17 protein-coding genes and 1 pseudogene are annotated in these 14,599 nt (G+C 57.0%); 10 read left to right on the forward strand and 8 right to left on the reverse strand.

Annotation, left to right across the window (positions count from 1 at the left end):
- Positions 1-307: 307 nt before the first annotated feature.
- Positions 308-487, forward strand: a complete 180-nt coding sequence (locus IVA81_RS19510) for a hypothetical protein (protein ID WP_247320993.1) — start codon at positions 308-310, stop codon at positions 485-487.
- Between the two features lie 432 nt (positions 488-919).
- On the forward strand, positions 920-1,435 hold the full coding sequence (locus IVA81_RS19515; RefSeq protein WP_247320994.1) for a MarR family transcriptional regulator: 516 nt from the start codon (positions 920-922) through the stop codon (positions 1,433-1,435).
- A 1,576-nt stretch (positions 1,436-3,011) separates the two neighbouring features.
- Here IVA81_RS19515 and IVA81_RS19520 read toward each other — a convergent pair.
- Positions 3,012-3,245, reverse strand: coding sequence for an ATP-binding protein (locus IVA81_RS19520; protein WP_247320996.1), 234 nt, complete (start codon positions 3,243-3,245; stop codon positions 3,012-3,014).
- A 35-nt stretch (positions 3,246-3,280) separates the two neighbouring features.
- Here IVA81_RS19520 and IVA81_RS19525 point away from each other — a divergent pair.
- The 3 genes and pseudogenes from IVA81_RS19525 to IVA81_RS19535 form a co-directional block, all read left to right on the forward strand.
- Positions 3,281-3,847 (forward strand): annotated as a pseudogene (locus tag IVA81_RS19525) (IS110 family transposase); the annotation flags it as partial.
- Between the two features lie 674 nt (positions 3,848-4,521).
- Entirely contained in the window at positions 4,522-4,773 is a 252-nt protein-coding gene (locus IVA81_RS19530) for a helix-turn-helix domain-containing protein (protein ID WP_247320998.1), read from the forward strand.
- The gene (locus IVA81_RS19535; protein WP_247321000.1) at positions 4,773-6,101 is read left to right on the forward strand and encodes a type II toxin-antitoxin system HipA family toxin; all 1,329 of its coding nucleotides are present in this window, start codon (positions 4,773-4,775) and stop codon (positions 6,099-6,101) included. The genes IVA81_RS19530 and IVA81_RS19535 overlap by 1 nt, the downstream gene beginning before the upstream one ends.
- Positions 6,102-6,167: 66 nt before the next feature.
- Here IVA81_RS19535 and IVA81_RS19540 read toward each other — a convergent pair whose 3' ends face one another.
- The 4 genes from IVA81_RS19540 to IVA81_RS19555 all read right to left on the reverse strand — a co-directional run bounded on the left by IVA81_RS19540 (position 6,168) and on the right by IVA81_RS19555 (position 7,923).
- The gene (locus IVA81_RS19540) at positions 6,168-6,524 is read right to left on the reverse strand and encodes a hypothetical protein (protein ID WP_247321002.1); all 357 of its coding nucleotides are present in this window, start codon (positions 6,522-6,524) and stop codon (positions 6,168-6,170) included.
- Positions 6,525-6,578: 54 nt separating this feature from the next.
- Positions 6,579-6,800, reverse strand: coding sequence for a hypothetical protein (locus IVA81_RS19545; protein WP_247321004.1), 222 nt, complete (start codon positions 6,798-6,800; stop codon positions 6,579-6,581).
- Positions 6,801-7,319: 519 nt separating this feature from the next.
- The gene (locus IVA81_RS19550) at positions 7,320-7,607 is read right to left on the reverse strand and encodes a hypothetical protein (RefSeq protein ID WP_247321006.1); all 288 of its coding nucleotides are present in this window, start codon (positions 7,605-7,607) and stop codon (positions 7,320-7,322) included.
- The gene (locus IVA81_RS19555; protein WP_247321007.1) at positions 7,573-7,923 is read right to left on the reverse strand and encodes a Fic family protein; all 351 of its coding nucleotides are present in this window, start codon (positions 7,921-7,923) and stop codon (positions 7,573-7,575) included. Before IVA81_RS19555 ends, IVA81_RS19550 begins: the two co-directional genes overlap by 35 nt.
- 106 nt (positions 7,924-8,029) lie before the next feature.
- Here IVA81_RS19555 and IVA81_RS19560 point away from each other — a divergent pair, with 106 nt between their 5' ends.
- Complete coding sequence (locus IVA81_RS19560) at positions 8,030-8,371, forward strand: hypothetical protein (RefSeq protein ID WP_247321009.1); 342 nt, start codon at positions 8,030-8,032, stop codon at positions 8,369-8,371.
- Between the two features lie 427 nt (positions 8,372-8,798).
- Positions 8,799-9,170, forward strand: coding sequence for a hypothetical protein (locus IVA81_RS19565; RefSeq protein WP_247321011.1), 372 nt, complete (start codon positions 8,799-8,801; stop codon positions 9,168-9,170).
- A gap of 173 nt (positions 9,171-9,343) precedes the next feature.
- Here IVA81_RS19565 and IVA81_RS19570 read toward each other — a convergent pair whose 3' ends face one another.
- Both IVA81_RS19570 and IVA81_RS19575 read right to left on the reverse strand, forming a co-directional pair.
- On the reverse strand, positions 9,344-10,156 hold the full coding sequence (locus IVA81_RS19570; protein ID WP_247321014.1) for an arylamine N-acetyltransferase: 813 nt from the start codon (positions 10,154-10,156) through the stop codon (positions 9,344-9,346).
- A gap of 347 nt (positions 10,157-10,503) precedes the next feature.
- Positions 10,504-10,779, reverse strand: coding sequence for a hypothetical protein (locus IVA81_RS19575; protein WP_247321017.1), 276 nt, complete (start codon positions 10,777-10,779; stop codon positions 10,504-10,506).
- Between the two features lie 957 nt (positions 10,780-11,736).
- Between IVA81_RS19575 and IVA81_RS19580 the strand changes: the two genes are divergently transcribed.
- From IVA81_RS19580 to IVA81_RS19590, 3 genes are all read left to right on the forward strand, one after another.
- Positions 11,737-12,201, forward strand: coding sequence for a hypothetical protein (locus IVA81_RS19580; protein ID WP_247321019.1), 465 nt, complete (start codon positions 11,737-11,739; stop codon positions 12,199-12,201).
- A 158-nt stretch (positions 12,202-12,359) separates the two neighbouring features.
- Entirely contained in the window at positions 12,360-13,043 is a 684-nt protein-coding gene (locus tag IVA81_RS19585; protein ID WP_247321021.1) for an HAD hydrolase-like protein, read from the forward strand.
- A gap of 11 nt (positions 13,044-13,054) precedes the next feature.
- Positions 13,055-13,594: an NAD(P)-binding domain-containing protein gene (locus IVA81_RS19590; protein WP_247321023.1), complete on the forward strand. Its 540-nt coding sequence runs from the start codon at positions 13,055-13,057 to the stop codon at positions 13,592-13,594.
- A 639-nt stretch (positions 13,595-14,233) separates the two neighbouring features.
- On the opposite strand, the gene IVA81_RS40500 is transcribed toward IVA81_RS19590, so the two are convergent.
- Entirely contained in the window at positions 14,234-14,356 is a 123-nt protein-coding gene (locus IVA81_RS40500; protein ID WP_256469355.1) for a hypothetical protein, read from the reverse strand.
- Between the last annotated feature and the right edge of the window lie 243 nt (positions 14,357-14,599).

Consider the following 14,599-nt stretch of genomic DNA (forward strand, 5'->3'; position numbering starts at 1 on the left):
ACTAGGACATCGCCGATGACAAAGTCGACAAACAGCAGTCCCGCCCTGGGATTGGACACAAAATTGCCAAGCGTGTTGAAAAAGGAATTACCCGCAAAGTCCGGAACGGTGATCTGGTTACGGGGCGTCTACCGGAAGAATTTCCCGACATCAGCAAGCCGAAATCAAGCTGGGGCTGAACGAGAAACTCGGACTCAGCGGTCCGCTTCGCGCATCCGTCCACGCCATAGAAGCTCGACTGAAGGAGTTCCAAAATCCCATGCTCGCGAGCGGAATGCTCATGATGCGCCGTCACGAGAAGAATTTCATGCTCCGTCGAGACCAGAGCTACATCGAGGCCTTCCAAGAGAGCGCGAACGACTTCGCCAAGGCTGTCGAGACCTCTGATCTTGCGCCCGCTTCGAAGGCTGACATCGCAGCCAAGCTGCAGAGTTACTTCGCGCCGATGGCCGGAGATCGTCTCGCGGGTCGAGCGCATCGCCAGTAGTCAGCATAGACTTCGGTGGCTCTGGAGCGGCGGCCTCGCTCTCAAGCTGCAATTTCGCGGGGTTCGGGCGCGCCTCGATCAAACATTGAGTACGGCGCGTCCCCTTCGCTCGTCCTGTGCTAGTGAGCTCTTGGTGCGTTGAGACTTGAGCCAGCGCGACGTGGCGATTTAATGTGCCTGAGAACTGGGCGTCACGCTCAAATTGTGCGTTCAAGGAGAAATTTTTGACGGATTTCAGCACAATGGTTGTGTGAAGTTGCGAGGCACAGCGGCGGATCTTCTGCAGATTTGCACCGGGAGCGAGCTCGCGGGATGCAACTTGTCGATCTAACATCCCGCACTTGCCGGGTCGATTCGGTCAGCCAAACATTATTCCTCTCTGTTAAAACTCTGCTAGCGCGAACAGTTCAAGGAAGGAGCTCCTGAAATCCGATGGCGCCGAAATTGCCTAGGCCAACAACACGGCTCGGAAAAAGCTCTGCCGAAAATCAGGATGTACTCAGGCGATTTATGTGGGAAATCAGATCTCTCAATGTGTGTCTGGACGACCTTCGTCAGTACCAGGCGAATGCGCTCGACATTACCGGACCGCAAATGATGATCTTAATGGCGCTCACCGACTTGGAACGGGGAGACGGTGTTCCGGTCAACATGGTTGCAAAATTGATGGAGGTTGGTTCATCTTTCATCACGATGCATTCGAAGCAGCTCGAAGAAAAACGGTTGGTGCGGCGCAAGCCTTGCACTAAGGATGCCCGTTTCGTACACCTATCGTTAACAGATCACGCTCGCAAGCGTCTTGCGAGCATCGCGGCCCAGCAGCAAGAACTTGATCAGTTTGTTGTCGGAGATCTCGGTATTCAAGAGTTCGCCAGATTGGCTAGCTGCCTAAACGGAGTCAGGCAGCGGCTGGAAAAAGCTCGCCTGCATGCCGCACTAAGATCCTGAAATGAACTGAGACAATCCTTGAAGGGAGCGCAGTCATCCTTCCTTGTTTGAGCTTTCTAAGTCGGCGAGGACAAAAATGCCTATCGTCCTTCTTGCCGATTGAAGGCGCGCGACAAATGACCACTCACCATCTGAGGTTTCGTAGGGCGCTTGGCCGGCCTCCTGAGTACGATCTCGGATCACAGAGAGGCCAAAAGCACGCTGTGTGATCTCTGCTTGAGCTTTAAAGGGGCGGTTGCGCCAACGCCATTCACCGTCTCTGGAGATCTCGACCTTGAGGGGCAGCGGCGCGTTTTGGATTGCATGATCGATCAGAAGGTCGACGGAATTTGCATCCTGGCTAACTATTCCGAGCAGTTCCTATGTCTGATGAGGAACGCAGATTGCTAGTTGCAGCTCTGCCTATCATATGTGGCGGGCCGCAAACCGGTCATGGTGACATGCAGCCATTTCAGCACTCGTATCGCGGTGGAGCGCGCACGCTATGCGGCCGAACGAGGCGCAAACCTTCTCATGCTGATGCCGCCTTACCACGGCTCAGGTCTCAAGGCGGACGAAGCCCAGCCCCACGTCTCATCCGGTTGCTTAACGCCTACATCCCGTAGGTTTCGGCGGGATGGTCGAAAATCTCTCTCGACGTCCACCCGGCGTGGGACGGCGATTATAGGCCCACATGGGGATCGAGAAGTCCAGGCCCGGTGCCGGCCGCCATTGAACACGCGCCTAACACGAATCGTGTCTTCGACCGAACTCAACTGTTCTTGCGGATACGCGAACGCGCGATGCTTTGGGCGCGCGATCACGATTGAGGCCGCGCCCCAGGCATCGCGCCATTCAACGCCACTCAGCCGGCGTCCGCCTTGGCCGGCTAGCGAAGCATCCTCTTCATTTTTACGGCGGGGAAGGAAGTCGCGCTCACTACACCTTCAGCGCCAGAAGAATTTGTCGGGCTGAAGGTTATACCTCCGAGAAATTTCTGAAAAACTTTCGCGAGTGTGATCGAAGCCAATTAGTCCGGCCAATTGACGCTGGCAGTTTCCCTCACCACTGAAGTTGAGCCCCTATACAAGCGACCACGTGGGCTGCACTGAAATAAGTCGGTGTCCCTCTGCAAAGACGTAGCGATTTTGATTTCAATGGGGTTCGGGGCGTTTCGCGAAAGATTGGAAAATCGTTCGGGGGAGCGGCGACCACATCTTCTTGCCCAAGCGAAATCTCTCCGCTCGGTTGAAATGGTCCTCCATCAACTACCCTAAACGACGATCAAAAAAGATGCGGCGCGACCCGTAAATTGCAGAAGTAGAGCTCCTGTTCAAAAGAACGGCTTTGATCGGAATAACGAGGCTATCGCCTCCAAATAAATCCTTCGATGCAAATGCACGGTTAAGGCCGGCTGCTCACCACGGGCGCATTATACGTCCTTGATCTCATAGTCCTTCATTGGCGTGCAGAAATCGTCAAAGCGCTTATAGTATTTTATCGTCGGGCCTGGTGTGGTCCGGCCTGAGTTGCTGGCGCTTCAATTACAAAGACATAGGCCCCTGAAGGAAGGACAATCTGCGTGATACTGACGCCGTCAATGCGTGGGTGAACCCGACTGTTCAACCACTTGCTGTATCCATTCGCGCGTGATCTTGGGATCGGAAATCCCTTGATCTAGTCCCTTCGACTTTCGCGTTGTCTTGTCCTCCTCCACGCCACAGAGGATTTGGCCCCCAGCGGAATTCGCCATGTCCGGTGCACCAAAATGGTTGGGGTCCAGGGAGCCAGAAATTCGCTGGAACGTAGCGTTGAGGTCGGCATAAAACACTTCGGCCTCCGGCTGAACGAGAAGCGCCTCACCGAATGCCCACCATCCTTGCGACGCGCGCCGATGTCCTGTCGCCACGCATGTTGCGTGTCTTCGAGGAGTTGGCAGGCGACTGGCGCCGGCTGGATCAGCGCATCGATGGCCTATCCGGCGAGATCGAAGCCCTGGCCCGTCAAGATCAGGCATGTTCGCGCCTGATGACGGTGCCTGGCATCGGGCCGATCATTTCGAGCGCCATGGTGGCCGCGATCGGCACTGGAGACGTATTCTCCAAAGGCCGCGACTTCGGCGCCTGGCTCGGACTGGTGCCCAAGCAGATCTCGACGGGAGACCGCACGATCCTCGGCAAAATCTCCAGGCGCGGCAATCGCTACCTGCGCGTTCTGTTCGTGCAGGCGGCATGGGTTGTGCTGGTCAGGATAAAGAACTGGGAACGTTACGGGCTCAAATCCTGGATCGAGGCCGCCAAGAGGCGGTTGCACCACAACGTGCTGGCGATCGCGCTCGCCAACAAGCTTGCCCGCATCGCCTGGGCGGTGCTGGCCAAGGGACGCGCCTTCGAGCTGACGAGGAGCGACGATGCAGACGTCCGACCCGCTTGATCCTCGCGCCGTGCTCGGGGCGGTCAAGGCGCAGCCTGGCAACGCCGGAGCCAGCCGCAAGCCAAGCGCGACGGCCGGCCTTGACCGCCCCTGCGCGCGACGCGATCGACGTTCTGTGGGCCGGGACGAAGGAACGGCCCTTGGCTCGAACAAAGGAACTGAGCGATATGAGGAGCCCGCGATGACGTAACCCTATCAAAGTTTCCAGCCGAGGTCTGCGAGAGGATGAGGCGAGATGGAGGTTCGGTCTTCCGAGCGCATGCGAACACTGGTGACCCAAATGGTCCAATCGAGGCCTGTCCGCTAATGAGAACGCACGCGCGCTGATATCCATGATGGCCCGGAGCACAACACGCTCCAATCAGAGGCCGGATACATTGATGCAAGACCGCTCACCGCCAGCTCGGCGAAATCTTCTTGCAACGCACGGCCGGACCATACGTGGGTGGGACAATTTTTTTCTTCCCATATGATCATTAGGCTTCTTGCCCTGGCCGTCCCACGCCCGCCAGCTGAAGCGCCGTCGGCGAGCCCGACGGCAGCCTGCCGGTCAGCTATGCGCCATGTCCGATAACCTTTGTTTATGCGATCTGACGCATAATATTGTTTTATGCGCCAAAACCGATATTACAATTTTATCGGAGCTAGCTCATAATGGGGCCGAAGGGTGAGCTATGACCGACCTCGCAAGGACACCGCAACAGATAGGCAATCTGGTACGCCGTGCCCGCAAAAAGCGCGACCTCAGCCAGACGCAGCTCGCCGATCAGGCGGGGGTGCGGCAGGAGACCATTTCCCTGATGGAGACCGGCAACCCGGCGGCAAGGCTGGAGACCATCCTCGCCGTGCTGGCCGCCCTCGACCTTGAATTCCGGATTGTGGCCCGTGGCAAGGCCAGTCCGGCGGACATCGAGGATATCTTCTGATGGCCCGCCGCCCTCGCCATGTGCCGCTGCGTGTGCTCCTCAACAACCGCCTTGTCGGCCGCCTCACCAAAGCGGCAACCGGCGCTATTGAATTCCGGTACGAGGCTGATTGGCTCGGGTGGGAGCATGCCCTTCCCGTCTCGCTTTCGCTGCCGTTGCGCGAGGATCCCTTCCGCGGCGAAACCGTCACGGCTGTCTTCGACAACCTCCTCCCCGATTCCGACGCGCTACGCCGCCGAGTGGCGCAAACGGTTGGCGCTGCCGGGACCGACGCCTATAGCCTGCTCGCGGCCATCGGCAGGGACTGCGTCGGCGCTCTGCAGTTCGTCGCTGACGATGATGATCATCATGATGATCATCATGATGATCGCCATGGCGATGGTCACGCCCTTTCCGGCGACGCCGTCAACGACGAAGCTATTGAAAAGCTCCTCAAAGGGCTTGCCGAGGCCCCGCTCGGACTTACGCGCGATGATGATTTCCGGATTTCCGTGGCGGGCGCGCAGGAGAAGACGGCGCTACTGCACCACAGCGGCAAATGGTTCAAGCCGCACGGCACAACGCCGACGACCCATATTTTCAAGACGCAGATAGGGAAGCTGCCCAACGGCATCGACCTCTCGAACAGCGTCGAGAATGAATATTACTGCTTGAAACTTGCCGCCGCCTTCGGCCTGCCGGTGAACCATCCCGAGATTGCCACTTTCGGCGAGACAACAGCACTCGTGATCGAGCGCTTCGACCGGCGGTGGACGAGGGATGGCCGTCTGCTCCGCCTTCCGCAAGAGGATTGCTGTCAGGCGCTGTCGGTCCCGCCGACGCGCAAGTACCAGAGCGATGGCGGCCCCGGCATGGTGAAGCTTCTTGATCTGCTCAAAGGCAGCGATATCCCCTCTGAGGATCAGGCGATCCTGCTGAAGGCACAGATTTTCTTTTGGCTGATCGGCGCAACCGATGGCCACGCGAAAAACTTTAGCATCTTCATCACACCGGGCGGCCGCTATCGTCTGACACCGCTCTATGACGTGCTCACGGCGCAGCCCAGCCTCGACACGGGCCAAATCCAGCGCAAGCAAATGAAGCTCGCAATGTCGCTGGGGACGAACAACCACTACAGGATCGCCGAGGTGCAGGGTCGGCATTTCCTGCAAACTGGCGAAGCGGCGGGCGTACCGAAGAAACTCGTACAAGAGACAATCGAAGCGATAGCCGCTAACACGGAGGCTGCGCTCGGCAAAATCGAACGTGAACTGCCGGAAGGTTTTCCCGAAGTAATTCATCAGTCTGTGAAGGTGGCCGCTATGCAGCGCCTGCGTTCATTAAAATAGCAGGCCTACTACGGGTGCGTCCTGCGGTATCGGCCGCGAGGCCTGCGGCCAATTGTTGGACCAGCGTCACACATCGCGCACGGCGCTCTCGCTCGCGAGAGATTGGGCAAATACATGCTCGGCTGCGTTGTGACTGCAAGCCGCGCAAAAATAGGCCGAGCCGATTACGGCATAGCGGCAGGCACATTGGGAGCAGGAAATCCTGAGCTGCATGTCGCTGATGGCCGCAGGAAGCACAATTTCCTTGGGCTTGGCATCGACCTTCAGCGTCATCGATATGAACGAGTCACGTGGCCGCCCGCGGTTCCAGCGTTCAGCGTCAGTTCGCATTGCCTGCTTAACGCGACGCTTCACCTCCGCGAATGCAGCTTTCTTTGCCTTTTCGACCTGCTCATGGGTCCACCATTTATTGGGTTCCTTCATGGCCGCAAAACGGGCACCAGACCGCCTCATTCCGCACAATGTGAACCAGTCATCCTAATGAACCTTGAAGAGGAACTCGCATTCTGTCGCCGGATACTGGCGATCGATGTAGCCATCTTTGTCCGCCTGAACAGCGGCAGGCACCGAGACCTTCATCCCCTGAAGACTTTTCAGCGTCTCGATCAAATCATCAAACATAAAAGCCGTCCTGCGTCCGGTCATCTTCTGCTCATCGTCTCCTAGCTGCTGAACCGGATTATCGATTAGTGCCGTCATGTTTCACATTTCAAAATGACGTTTAGCTCCGCCTCTGCGGATGATTCTTATACTTTCTGTATGGGTCTTCATCTCGATTGTGGTCTGTAGCCACGATCTCGTGCGGAATTTAGGCGCGTCATCATCGCCGTCATCATCGTGGGCCTAGTCGGGCACATAGCTCTCATCATCGTCTCCCGCGCGGCTTTCGCCCCACCCCAATTCCGCGGCGTCATTGAAGCTCTCGCTGAGCTCGCCCGCTTCAAACTCCTTTTGTTTGCACAGTCCGTCATCGCGCGCGGCGACGCGCCAATCCCGTCGCCCTTGAGGCGAAGGGCGGGATCGGCACAGAAAAAGCTCAGATGCTCGAAATGCGCCGGGTCGGGATCGGGCGGGGCATGCCCGCGCGCGTCCAGGTAATAGTGGTGAAACAGTGCCGCCATATCGACCGAAATCTCCTCAATGGCGGCATTCGACGGCAGGCTTTGAGAGAAGTTGGAATTGGTAGGTATTTGTTCAGAGCAAGCTTGATGAGTTTATTCATTGCGATCTATCGCTCAGCCGCAGCCAGCGCATAGCTGGTGCTGCGGCCTCCCCCTCATCCTTGACTAAAATCCCGCGTTCCAGAAGATCGGTAATGTCGCGCAGCGCCGTATCCGGCGGACATTTCTCGATGGTCGCGTACTTGGACGATGTAAGCTTGCCTTCAGGCCCGTCGAGCAAGCGATTGAGCATATCGCGCTGACGCTCGTTAAGCGTACTGGAGGGGTGCTTCTCCAAAAGCGCGCCTTCTTCAGCACACCGGCGAAATTCGCTCTGCGCCGTCAACAGCGCGCCCAAGACACGCAAGAAACCACTGTAGCCACTCGGTAATGTCGAGATCGTCTTTCTGGCTTGCCTCCAGAACCTTGTAATACGCCTTGCGCTCCTGCCGTGTCTGCGCCGACATGCCGTAAAAGCGCTGCGGGCTCTGCTCCGAGCGTGCGAGCTGCATGTCTGCGATCGCGCTCGCGATACGCCCGTTGCCGTCCTCGAACGGGTGAATAGCTACAAACCACAGATGCGCAACACCCGCCTTGAGCACGGGATCGATGTCTTCCTGCGCGTTGAACCACGCGAGGAACGCTTTCATGTCCTGCGGCACGCGGCCAGCCTTCGGGCGCTTCGTAATGCACACGCTCGCGCCTGACTGGGCTTGAGATCACCTGCATCGGTCCCGCCTTGTCGTCGTGCATGCGCCGACCGTGATCTTGTCGCTGCGCCCTCTCGGGAAGAGCGCCGCATGCCAACCAAACAGCCGCTCGTCGGTTAGGACCGTCGGCATACTTCTGCGTCGCGTCGAGCATCATCTCGACGACGCCCTCGACGTCGCGATCCGCCGGAACCAGCCCGCCGATATCCATGCCGAGCCGCCGGGCGATCGACGAACGCACCTGATCGCAACCAAGGATTCCACCTTCGATCTCGCTGGACTTCAGCACGTCCTCAGTCAGCTCTGGACCATGGCCTCGCTGCGCGGCCCGAAGCCAAGCCCCTGCATGCGCCCGAACCTGCCTGTGCCGCACGTCCGCCAACAGTCCAGGACCTTGTGATCCCAGCGGAACTCCGGCCACCCCTCCCGGTTCATGGATGTAGGTCCTAATCGCCGCACCTCATGCGGTGATGGGGCCCTATTCGCCGCAAATGGGAGGATAATCGCCGCATCCATGCGGAGATTAAACCCTTAAATCGCGGCAAGCGGCCCGTGAAAATGGAAAGTGTGGGCAGCCGCAACCCCGATCATAGGTTCTTCGGAACGAATGGTGCGCGCTGGTCACAAGGAGATTCGTACCAACCGGGCAAGCAGTCTCGATCCGTTGCGCCCCTGCTCCAGGCACCTGATAAGGCCGCACAACGACATCAGCAGCGGCTACCAGGTCCTTTCAGTTTTTGTGATGCGGGGATTGGTCGGCACTATCCTAACAACGAATTTCGATTCGTCTCTGTCTGACGCTCTGAAGGCGCGGCAGCCTCACATCCGTGATGGTTCACGAAGTCAACCGCCCCCCGGTAATTACGACCAGTTCAACGTCTTCAATAAATGTCAGCTCGTCTGTTTGCACGGACGCGCTGAGCAATATTCCGGACAAGAACGCCGCCGGCGAAGTCGGCGTTCCCGATACCAACCTCGTATCACTGCTCAGGCCAGTGCTCGACGGCGCGCCGATTATTCTCATCGGCTATCGCGGAGCCGAGCCATCGATCATGGAAGGCATCTTTGCACAGAACAAGGAAAGGGTGGCTCGATTTTCCTCACGGCATACATATAAGGGTGCATACGTGATGGCGAAACGCTGCGTCCTTGTGCCGAGTCGTTCGCACGGAGGCTCGGCACAACTTTCCGTCTGTTGAAGATAGATGGCTTCGACGAACTATTTGCCGACCTTGGCAAAGAACTGGTAGGGCACGACTGCTACACAGCCGATTAGCGATGCGTCTGCGCAAGTTTCGCGGGTGCAGGCGTTTGACGAACGCGTGGTCGCACAAGCCATCGTCGCGCTGGCAATGCTTGATCACTTTCTTTCCTATACAAGTCCGCGCGACCCAAGCTTTTCCCATAAGGAATCAACGGTGTACTGAGGCAGTCGGAGCCCGAAGACATTGGCCAAGACCTGCTGCAGTTCGATCTTCGTTTCGAGTGTTTGTCTTTCCCTAAATTGGCTGCGAGTCAATTTGAGCTTCTTGTTAAGCAAGGTTGCACGCCCCTCGGATGTCAGCACACTCATCATGAGGACGGATGGAAAGGGCATACGGTCCCAGCGTGCGCAGATGAAGTTGGCGCCCTCGAAATCTGGTGGCAGGGCGACGGCTCGGTCGATACCGAAAAGAGCGAACCATTCATCTTCGTTCTTGCGTTCAAGCACGAGCTCTCCACTGGCCGGGTCGGCCCGCAGACGAAACACGTCATGGCCAACTATTTGCTGCTCCTTCGTATCGATTCGTAGCGGTGCAATCGGTGCCGGACCGGGAAAGCCGGCATCGGCAAGCCAGTCGCAGCCCTCTATGGTCACGATCAATGCCTGATGTGTGCGTGGGCCACCTTCCGGAGCCCCCATGCGCACCCTGCAAAGAATGGGCCGGACCGTGAACTCGAGTGCTTCGAGCGCCAAGCCAAACAACTTGTTCAATTCAAAGCAATAGCCGCCTCGCCGGGCATCGATCAGTTTGGCACAGATCGAATTTTCAGTCAGATCGGGGATATCGCCCAGCAGAACATCAATGTTCTCATAGGGGATCGCACGCATTTGAGCCTGCTGGAGCGCAAGAAGGCCATCAAGCGTTGTCGGGACTTGAGCAAGGCCAATCCGATCGAGATAGGTCGCAATTTTAAATGCCATAGCACGTCCTTGATATCTGGATTCGTTTGATTAAGCGGCCGGACGCGCGATGACTTCGCAGGGCAACGTGTAGAAGGTGGCCATCTCTCCTATAGAAATGAAACAGCCCGAGCACTCCGGCGACAACCTCAGTGCCGGTATCGAGCCAACGGGCCATTTGTGCACGACCGGAACCGCCCTTAGGACTTCCGGTCCGCGGCGGTTTGCAACGGCGATCTTCCAGCCTTGCGAATCATGTCGTCTCGTCTCGCCGCGAACGCTCCGCGTTTCCAGATCCACAGGACGCCTGGTTGCCCGATACAGGCGTGGCGTTTACGAATTGCTTTGCGTTGAGCTCATCAAATATCCTAGCCGGGCGCTTTGCCTCGCTCTTGCGCGAACAAGTTGATCTGCGGGCGCTTCTGCATTTCGGTAGTCCACATGACGCCCCCTGGCCGTCGGAACGGCCGCTTGTCGCCACCTGATCTGCGATTACCTGCCGCGCTGGCCTTGAGATCCTGGATGATTTCGAGATTTCCACCGTGTCGGCAATATGGCCGATCGCGCGGTGCCATCCATTGTGCTGCGTAGCGCCGCCAACGTTCGAAGAATGACGGATTTGCTTGATAGAATAGATAGCTCATCTGAACTCTTGAGTGGTGACGGCGAGAGATCGCTGCTCTTGAAATGCGTCCTTCACCGTCGTTGCAATCCACATGCCGAAAAACGCTATGCTAGTCTTGCTGCAAGACAACAACACCATGTGCTTTGCGAGCGCGCGCGGAAACATTTTACGCGCTGATGTCAGGGGCCGGACATGAACGTCTTCAAGACGACACGGCTGAAAACAAACATTGGGGGCATCAAAACATGATACGGTCTCCTTGCCGACGTCGCTCGCGTCTGCGCCATGTGCCTGAAACTACATTCTGTGAAATCTAGCCCAATCGTGCGAGCTTCGTTCACAAACGCCTCCTCATTTATGTGACGCTTCAATAGCCCTCACTTTGCGCATCGATGCCGTCACGAAGCGTCTACCCCTTCAAAGCCGCAACCAACGGCGGACAGCGCTGTTCGCTCCGTGACATCAAGGAGATCGGACCGCGCACGAATTCAATCAGCAAACAGGCCCGATGGTCCCTCGGTGGGGCGTCCGGTTCACTGAACGTCTTCGTCCTTCAGCGTACGGTTGGGAATGGCCGCTTGAGGATTGGACAGAGACATTCCCGCCGCGGCAACAGTCGCGTAACGCTCTTTGCTGCGGCTTCTAGGCGGAGCACCGCGGGATAGCCCCCATCAGGCACCGTGCCCGCCAAAGCTGACTTTTGGCGGCCGCGTTCTCGGAAGTCCGGAAGCCGGATCAGGGCGGCTTTTTCGAATCACACTCTTCGTTTGCCAATCTCGGCGAAGCCTCACGCGCGCGAAAGAGGACTTGGTACGAGCCTTGCTTGCTGAGGCGCAAAACCATGTGCTTCGCGCGAGCCGACGGATTACCTCCGCTCGGTGTCGGTTCCAGACATTGGATGTCTGCAACCGGACAGGGTGGAAAACAACAACACGCAACGGGCGACATCCATAATCGTCGGTCAAGGAGACATAGCATGTCCGGTGTTGCAGGCGCATTTCTGTTGCCTTCAAGCTGCTCACAAAGGACGGTTTACGATCAGCTCAAGCACATGGTGCCGAAGCTTGAAAACCGTGGACAGGAGGGGTTCGGAGTTGCCGCGTTTATGCATGAAGAACGGTTTCAACATACAAAGTCATGCCGGCCAGCAGGCAAACTAGCAGGTGTTGATTTCACTGAGCAGGACGCGCATTTCAGACCGCATGGAGCTATAGCACACGTTCGCGCTCCCTCTCACAGAGAGAAGAGTGACGCCGACTTCCAGCCCTTTGACAATCATAAAACCTCCTGCCGTCGTTTGACGGTTTGTTTGAACGGGGCTCTGGTCAACGCTGATGAACATAGGAAAGCACTGCAGGATCGCGCCGCAAACGCTCCGGGTGATCGAACGCAAAATTGCTCTATCGATCAACGCTGCTACCATCACGTATTTGCCCTTTGAAGATCTGCTTTCCTTGCTGCCGCGGGGACATGAGGGAATCGATTTTTCTGCGTTTACGTTCGAGATGCCGACCCCTGGCGGGCAAAAACGCGCAGACGAGAATTTGAATAGATTGATCGCCGATCTCACCTCAACGAAAACGTCTGCAGCATGAGGCCATGATGAAACCTGCTCTTGTATTCGACTGGAACGGCACTCTCCTCGACGACGCCGACGCCTTGCTACAAACGACGAACACCATTTTGGGCCGCTTCGGCCGGGCTGCCATCGACATGCACACTTTTCGGGATCATTTCGATGTTCCACTTTCGGTTTTTTTCCGCAATCTAGGAATGTCGGAGAGTGAAATCGAAACGGTGGATAGCCATGACAACGCTATTTTTCACGACACCTACGAACCGCTGGCGAGCAAAGCCGATCTGCGCGAAGGCGCGCGTTGCATTTTGGAAACGGCACGTCAACAAGACGTTTCTAGCATTATTGTCAGTAACCATATAGTCGATCCCCTTATTACCCAATTACGAAGACATGGAATCGAAGATTGTGTCGCGGAGGTTCTGGCGTTTGAAAGCCGCGCTACTCAATACAAAGGCATAAGCAAAGGAGAGCGGCTTCGTCTGTATATGCGAGCATACAATCTGGACCCCAGCTCAACTTTCATCGTCGGGGACATGCCGGTCGAAACGGATATTGCACGCGAACTTGGCTTGATCAGCGTAGCCATTACGGGCGGATTCGTTTCCGAGACGCGTCTGCAAGCGGCGCAGCCGGATTATCTCATCGAGGACCATCATAAGCTGCTGCCCATTCTGCAGGAGCGTGGCCTTTTTCAGAACTCATAACGACGCAGAGCATGACTGAAACTCTGTCAACTGCAACGCCTGGGAAAGTCGGACAACGAATCGACCTAATCGGCGCAGGGCGCATGGGAACAGGCACAGGAATCAGTCTTTTGCGTCATGGCACTGAACTGCATATCAAAGTCAACAGAACCCGTGTTGGCGCGGAACGCTTGGCTGGCATGGGTGCTCATGAGCACACCGCACTTTCTGAATTGGCCCGGCATGTAAGTGCCGTCGTTTTATCGCTGCCCTCAAGTTGCGAGGTCGAGGAAGTCTGCCTTGGGCAACATGGGCTATTTGCACATTTGCCCCGACACAGTTTGATACTTGACTGCACCACGTCCTATCATGCTTCAACCCTCACTCTAGCCGAACAGGCCAAAAAGCATGCATTGCACTTCATAGATGCCCCCGTAACACGAAGCCCTGAACAAGCAGAGCAAGGGCCTCTCAGCACCGCTTTCCCGTCGAACATCAATCGAACCAAGACGGATGCGTTCGGCTTGCTCACCGGCCAGATCGGCTACGCTTTCAAAACCGTGCTGCTTTAGGCCAAGGGCGGTGCTGTGGTGACCAGCAACACAGACCAGATCAACTCGACGGTCACTGGGGCCGAGCTTGCTAAAAGCGATAATGTCCGTTGGGGCGCGCCGTAGGCGCTGGCCTGGAAGTTAACTTCGCCCCCAGCTGGTCAGTTGGCGTTGAGTATGATCAGCTGTTCATGCCGGAGAGCAATGTGACCTTCCCCGCTGCCGGGTCGGATCGCATTCACCAGGTTGTCGATATGGTAACCCTTCGGCTTAACTACAAGCTGTTTCCTGTGGTTGGAAAATAGCGATCTCAGCACGTTTGCGGCGGATCGAGCAGCCCCGACCTTCGGTCGGGGCTTTTTTTCGGAGTGCTCTTCCGCGCAGCGCTGATGGCCGCTTTTGCGGAAGCGCCGCCTTTCCAAGTTACGCAAGGGACATGATCTTCTGCAATGGGGCCGGCGATATGCGCCTCGTCGGCAGCGGCACACTGGGTGCACGCGCCAGATCCCACCCTTCCGCCTCTGAAATGCGCGTGGTGTGTACGGTCAAGGCTAACGACGCGATTGTCAGGTTCGAGATATCGTTGTTTCCAATCTGACGCGCCCGCGCAACATGAGGCGACTGGAGAACCTTCAGTTTTCAAACGGCACGCTGCTTGCTTCATTTCGTACCGCCGTCACCGATGCCGGCTTCACGGCGCTTGGCTAAAAACCGGATGCGCGCAATGGAGTGTTTGATGTGATCTGGAGTTCGTTCTTCAGGAGCCGCGATGATTGCGCCCATCGCTAGCTGCGAGGTCAATTCGGCAGGCCTTGGCCCAGCAATAAAGCTGACGCCCGTTCTGTGGAGCTGGTCAGAGGATAAGTTGGCGCGCAGGCCGGCGACGGTTACGGCCGGTCGTCCTTCAATAACCCTTCGCCGATGTATAGTAAGCGCTTAGCCGCAACCCTATTGAGGCTGGCTTGACGTTTTGCGGAATCGCCACGGCATGAGGTCTTCGATGCGGCTATGGGGATGGCCGTCGAT

Origin of the sequence: Bradyrhizobium sp. 141, from assembly GCF_023074055.1 — a bacterium.
Lineage (GTDB): Bacteria > Pseudomonadota > Alphaproteobacteria > Rhizobiales > Xanthobacteraceae > Bradyrhizobium.

What these genes read in the sequence shown, in the direction of transcription:
- IVA81_RS19510 (WP_247320993.1), top strand. Translation starts at nt 308, where the DNA reads ATGCTCCGTCGAGACCAGAGCTACATCGAGGCCTTCCAAGAGAGCGCG.
- IVA81_RS19515 (WP_247320994.1), top strand. Translation starts at nt 920, where the DNA reads ATGGCGCCGAAATTGCCTAGGCCAACAACACGGCTCGGAAAAAGCTCT.
- IVA81_RS19530 (WP_247320998.1), top strand. Translation starts at nt 4,522, where the DNA reads ATGACCGACCTCGCAAGGACACCGCAACAGATAGGCAATCTGGTACGC.
- IVA81_RS19535 (WP_247321000.1), top strand. Translation starts at nt 4,773, where the DNA reads ATGGCCCGCCGCCCTCGCCATGTGCCGCTGCGTGTGCTCCTCAACAAC.
- IVA81_RS19540 (WP_247321002.1), bottom strand. Translation starts at nt 6,524, where the DNA reads ATGAAGGAACCCAATAAATGGTGGACCCATGAGCAGGTCGAAAAGGCA.
- IVA81_RS19545 (WP_247321004.1), bottom strand. Translation starts at nt 6,800, where the DNA reads ATGACGGCACTAATCGATAATCCGGTTCAGCAGCTAGGAGACGATGAG.
- IVA81_RS19570 (WP_247321014.1), bottom strand. Translation starts at nt 10,156, where the DNA reads ATGGCATTTAAAATTGCGACCTATCTCGATCGGATTGGCCTTGCTCAA.
- IVA81_RS19575 (WP_247321017.1), bottom strand. Translation starts at nt 10,779, where the DNA reads ATGAGCTATCTATTCTATCAAGCAAATCCGTCATTCTTCGAACGTTGG.
- IVA81_RS19580 (WP_247321019.1), top strand. Translation starts at nt 11,737, where the DNA reads ATGTCCGGTGTTGCAGGCGCATTTCTGTTGCCTTCAAGCTGCTCACAA.
- IVA81_RS19585 (WP_247321021.1), top strand. Translation starts at nt 12,360, where the DNA reads ATGATGAAACCTGCTCTTGTATTCGACTGGAACGGCACTCTCCTCGAC.
- IVA81_RS19590 (WP_247321023.1), top strand. Translation starts at nt 13,055, where the DNA reads ATGACTGAAACTCTGTCAACTGCAACGCCTGGGAAAGTCGGACAACGA.
- IVA81_RS40500 (WP_256469355.1), bottom strand. Translation starts at nt 14,356, where the DNA reads ATGGGCGCAATCATCGCGGCTCCTGAAGAACGAACTCCAGATCACATC.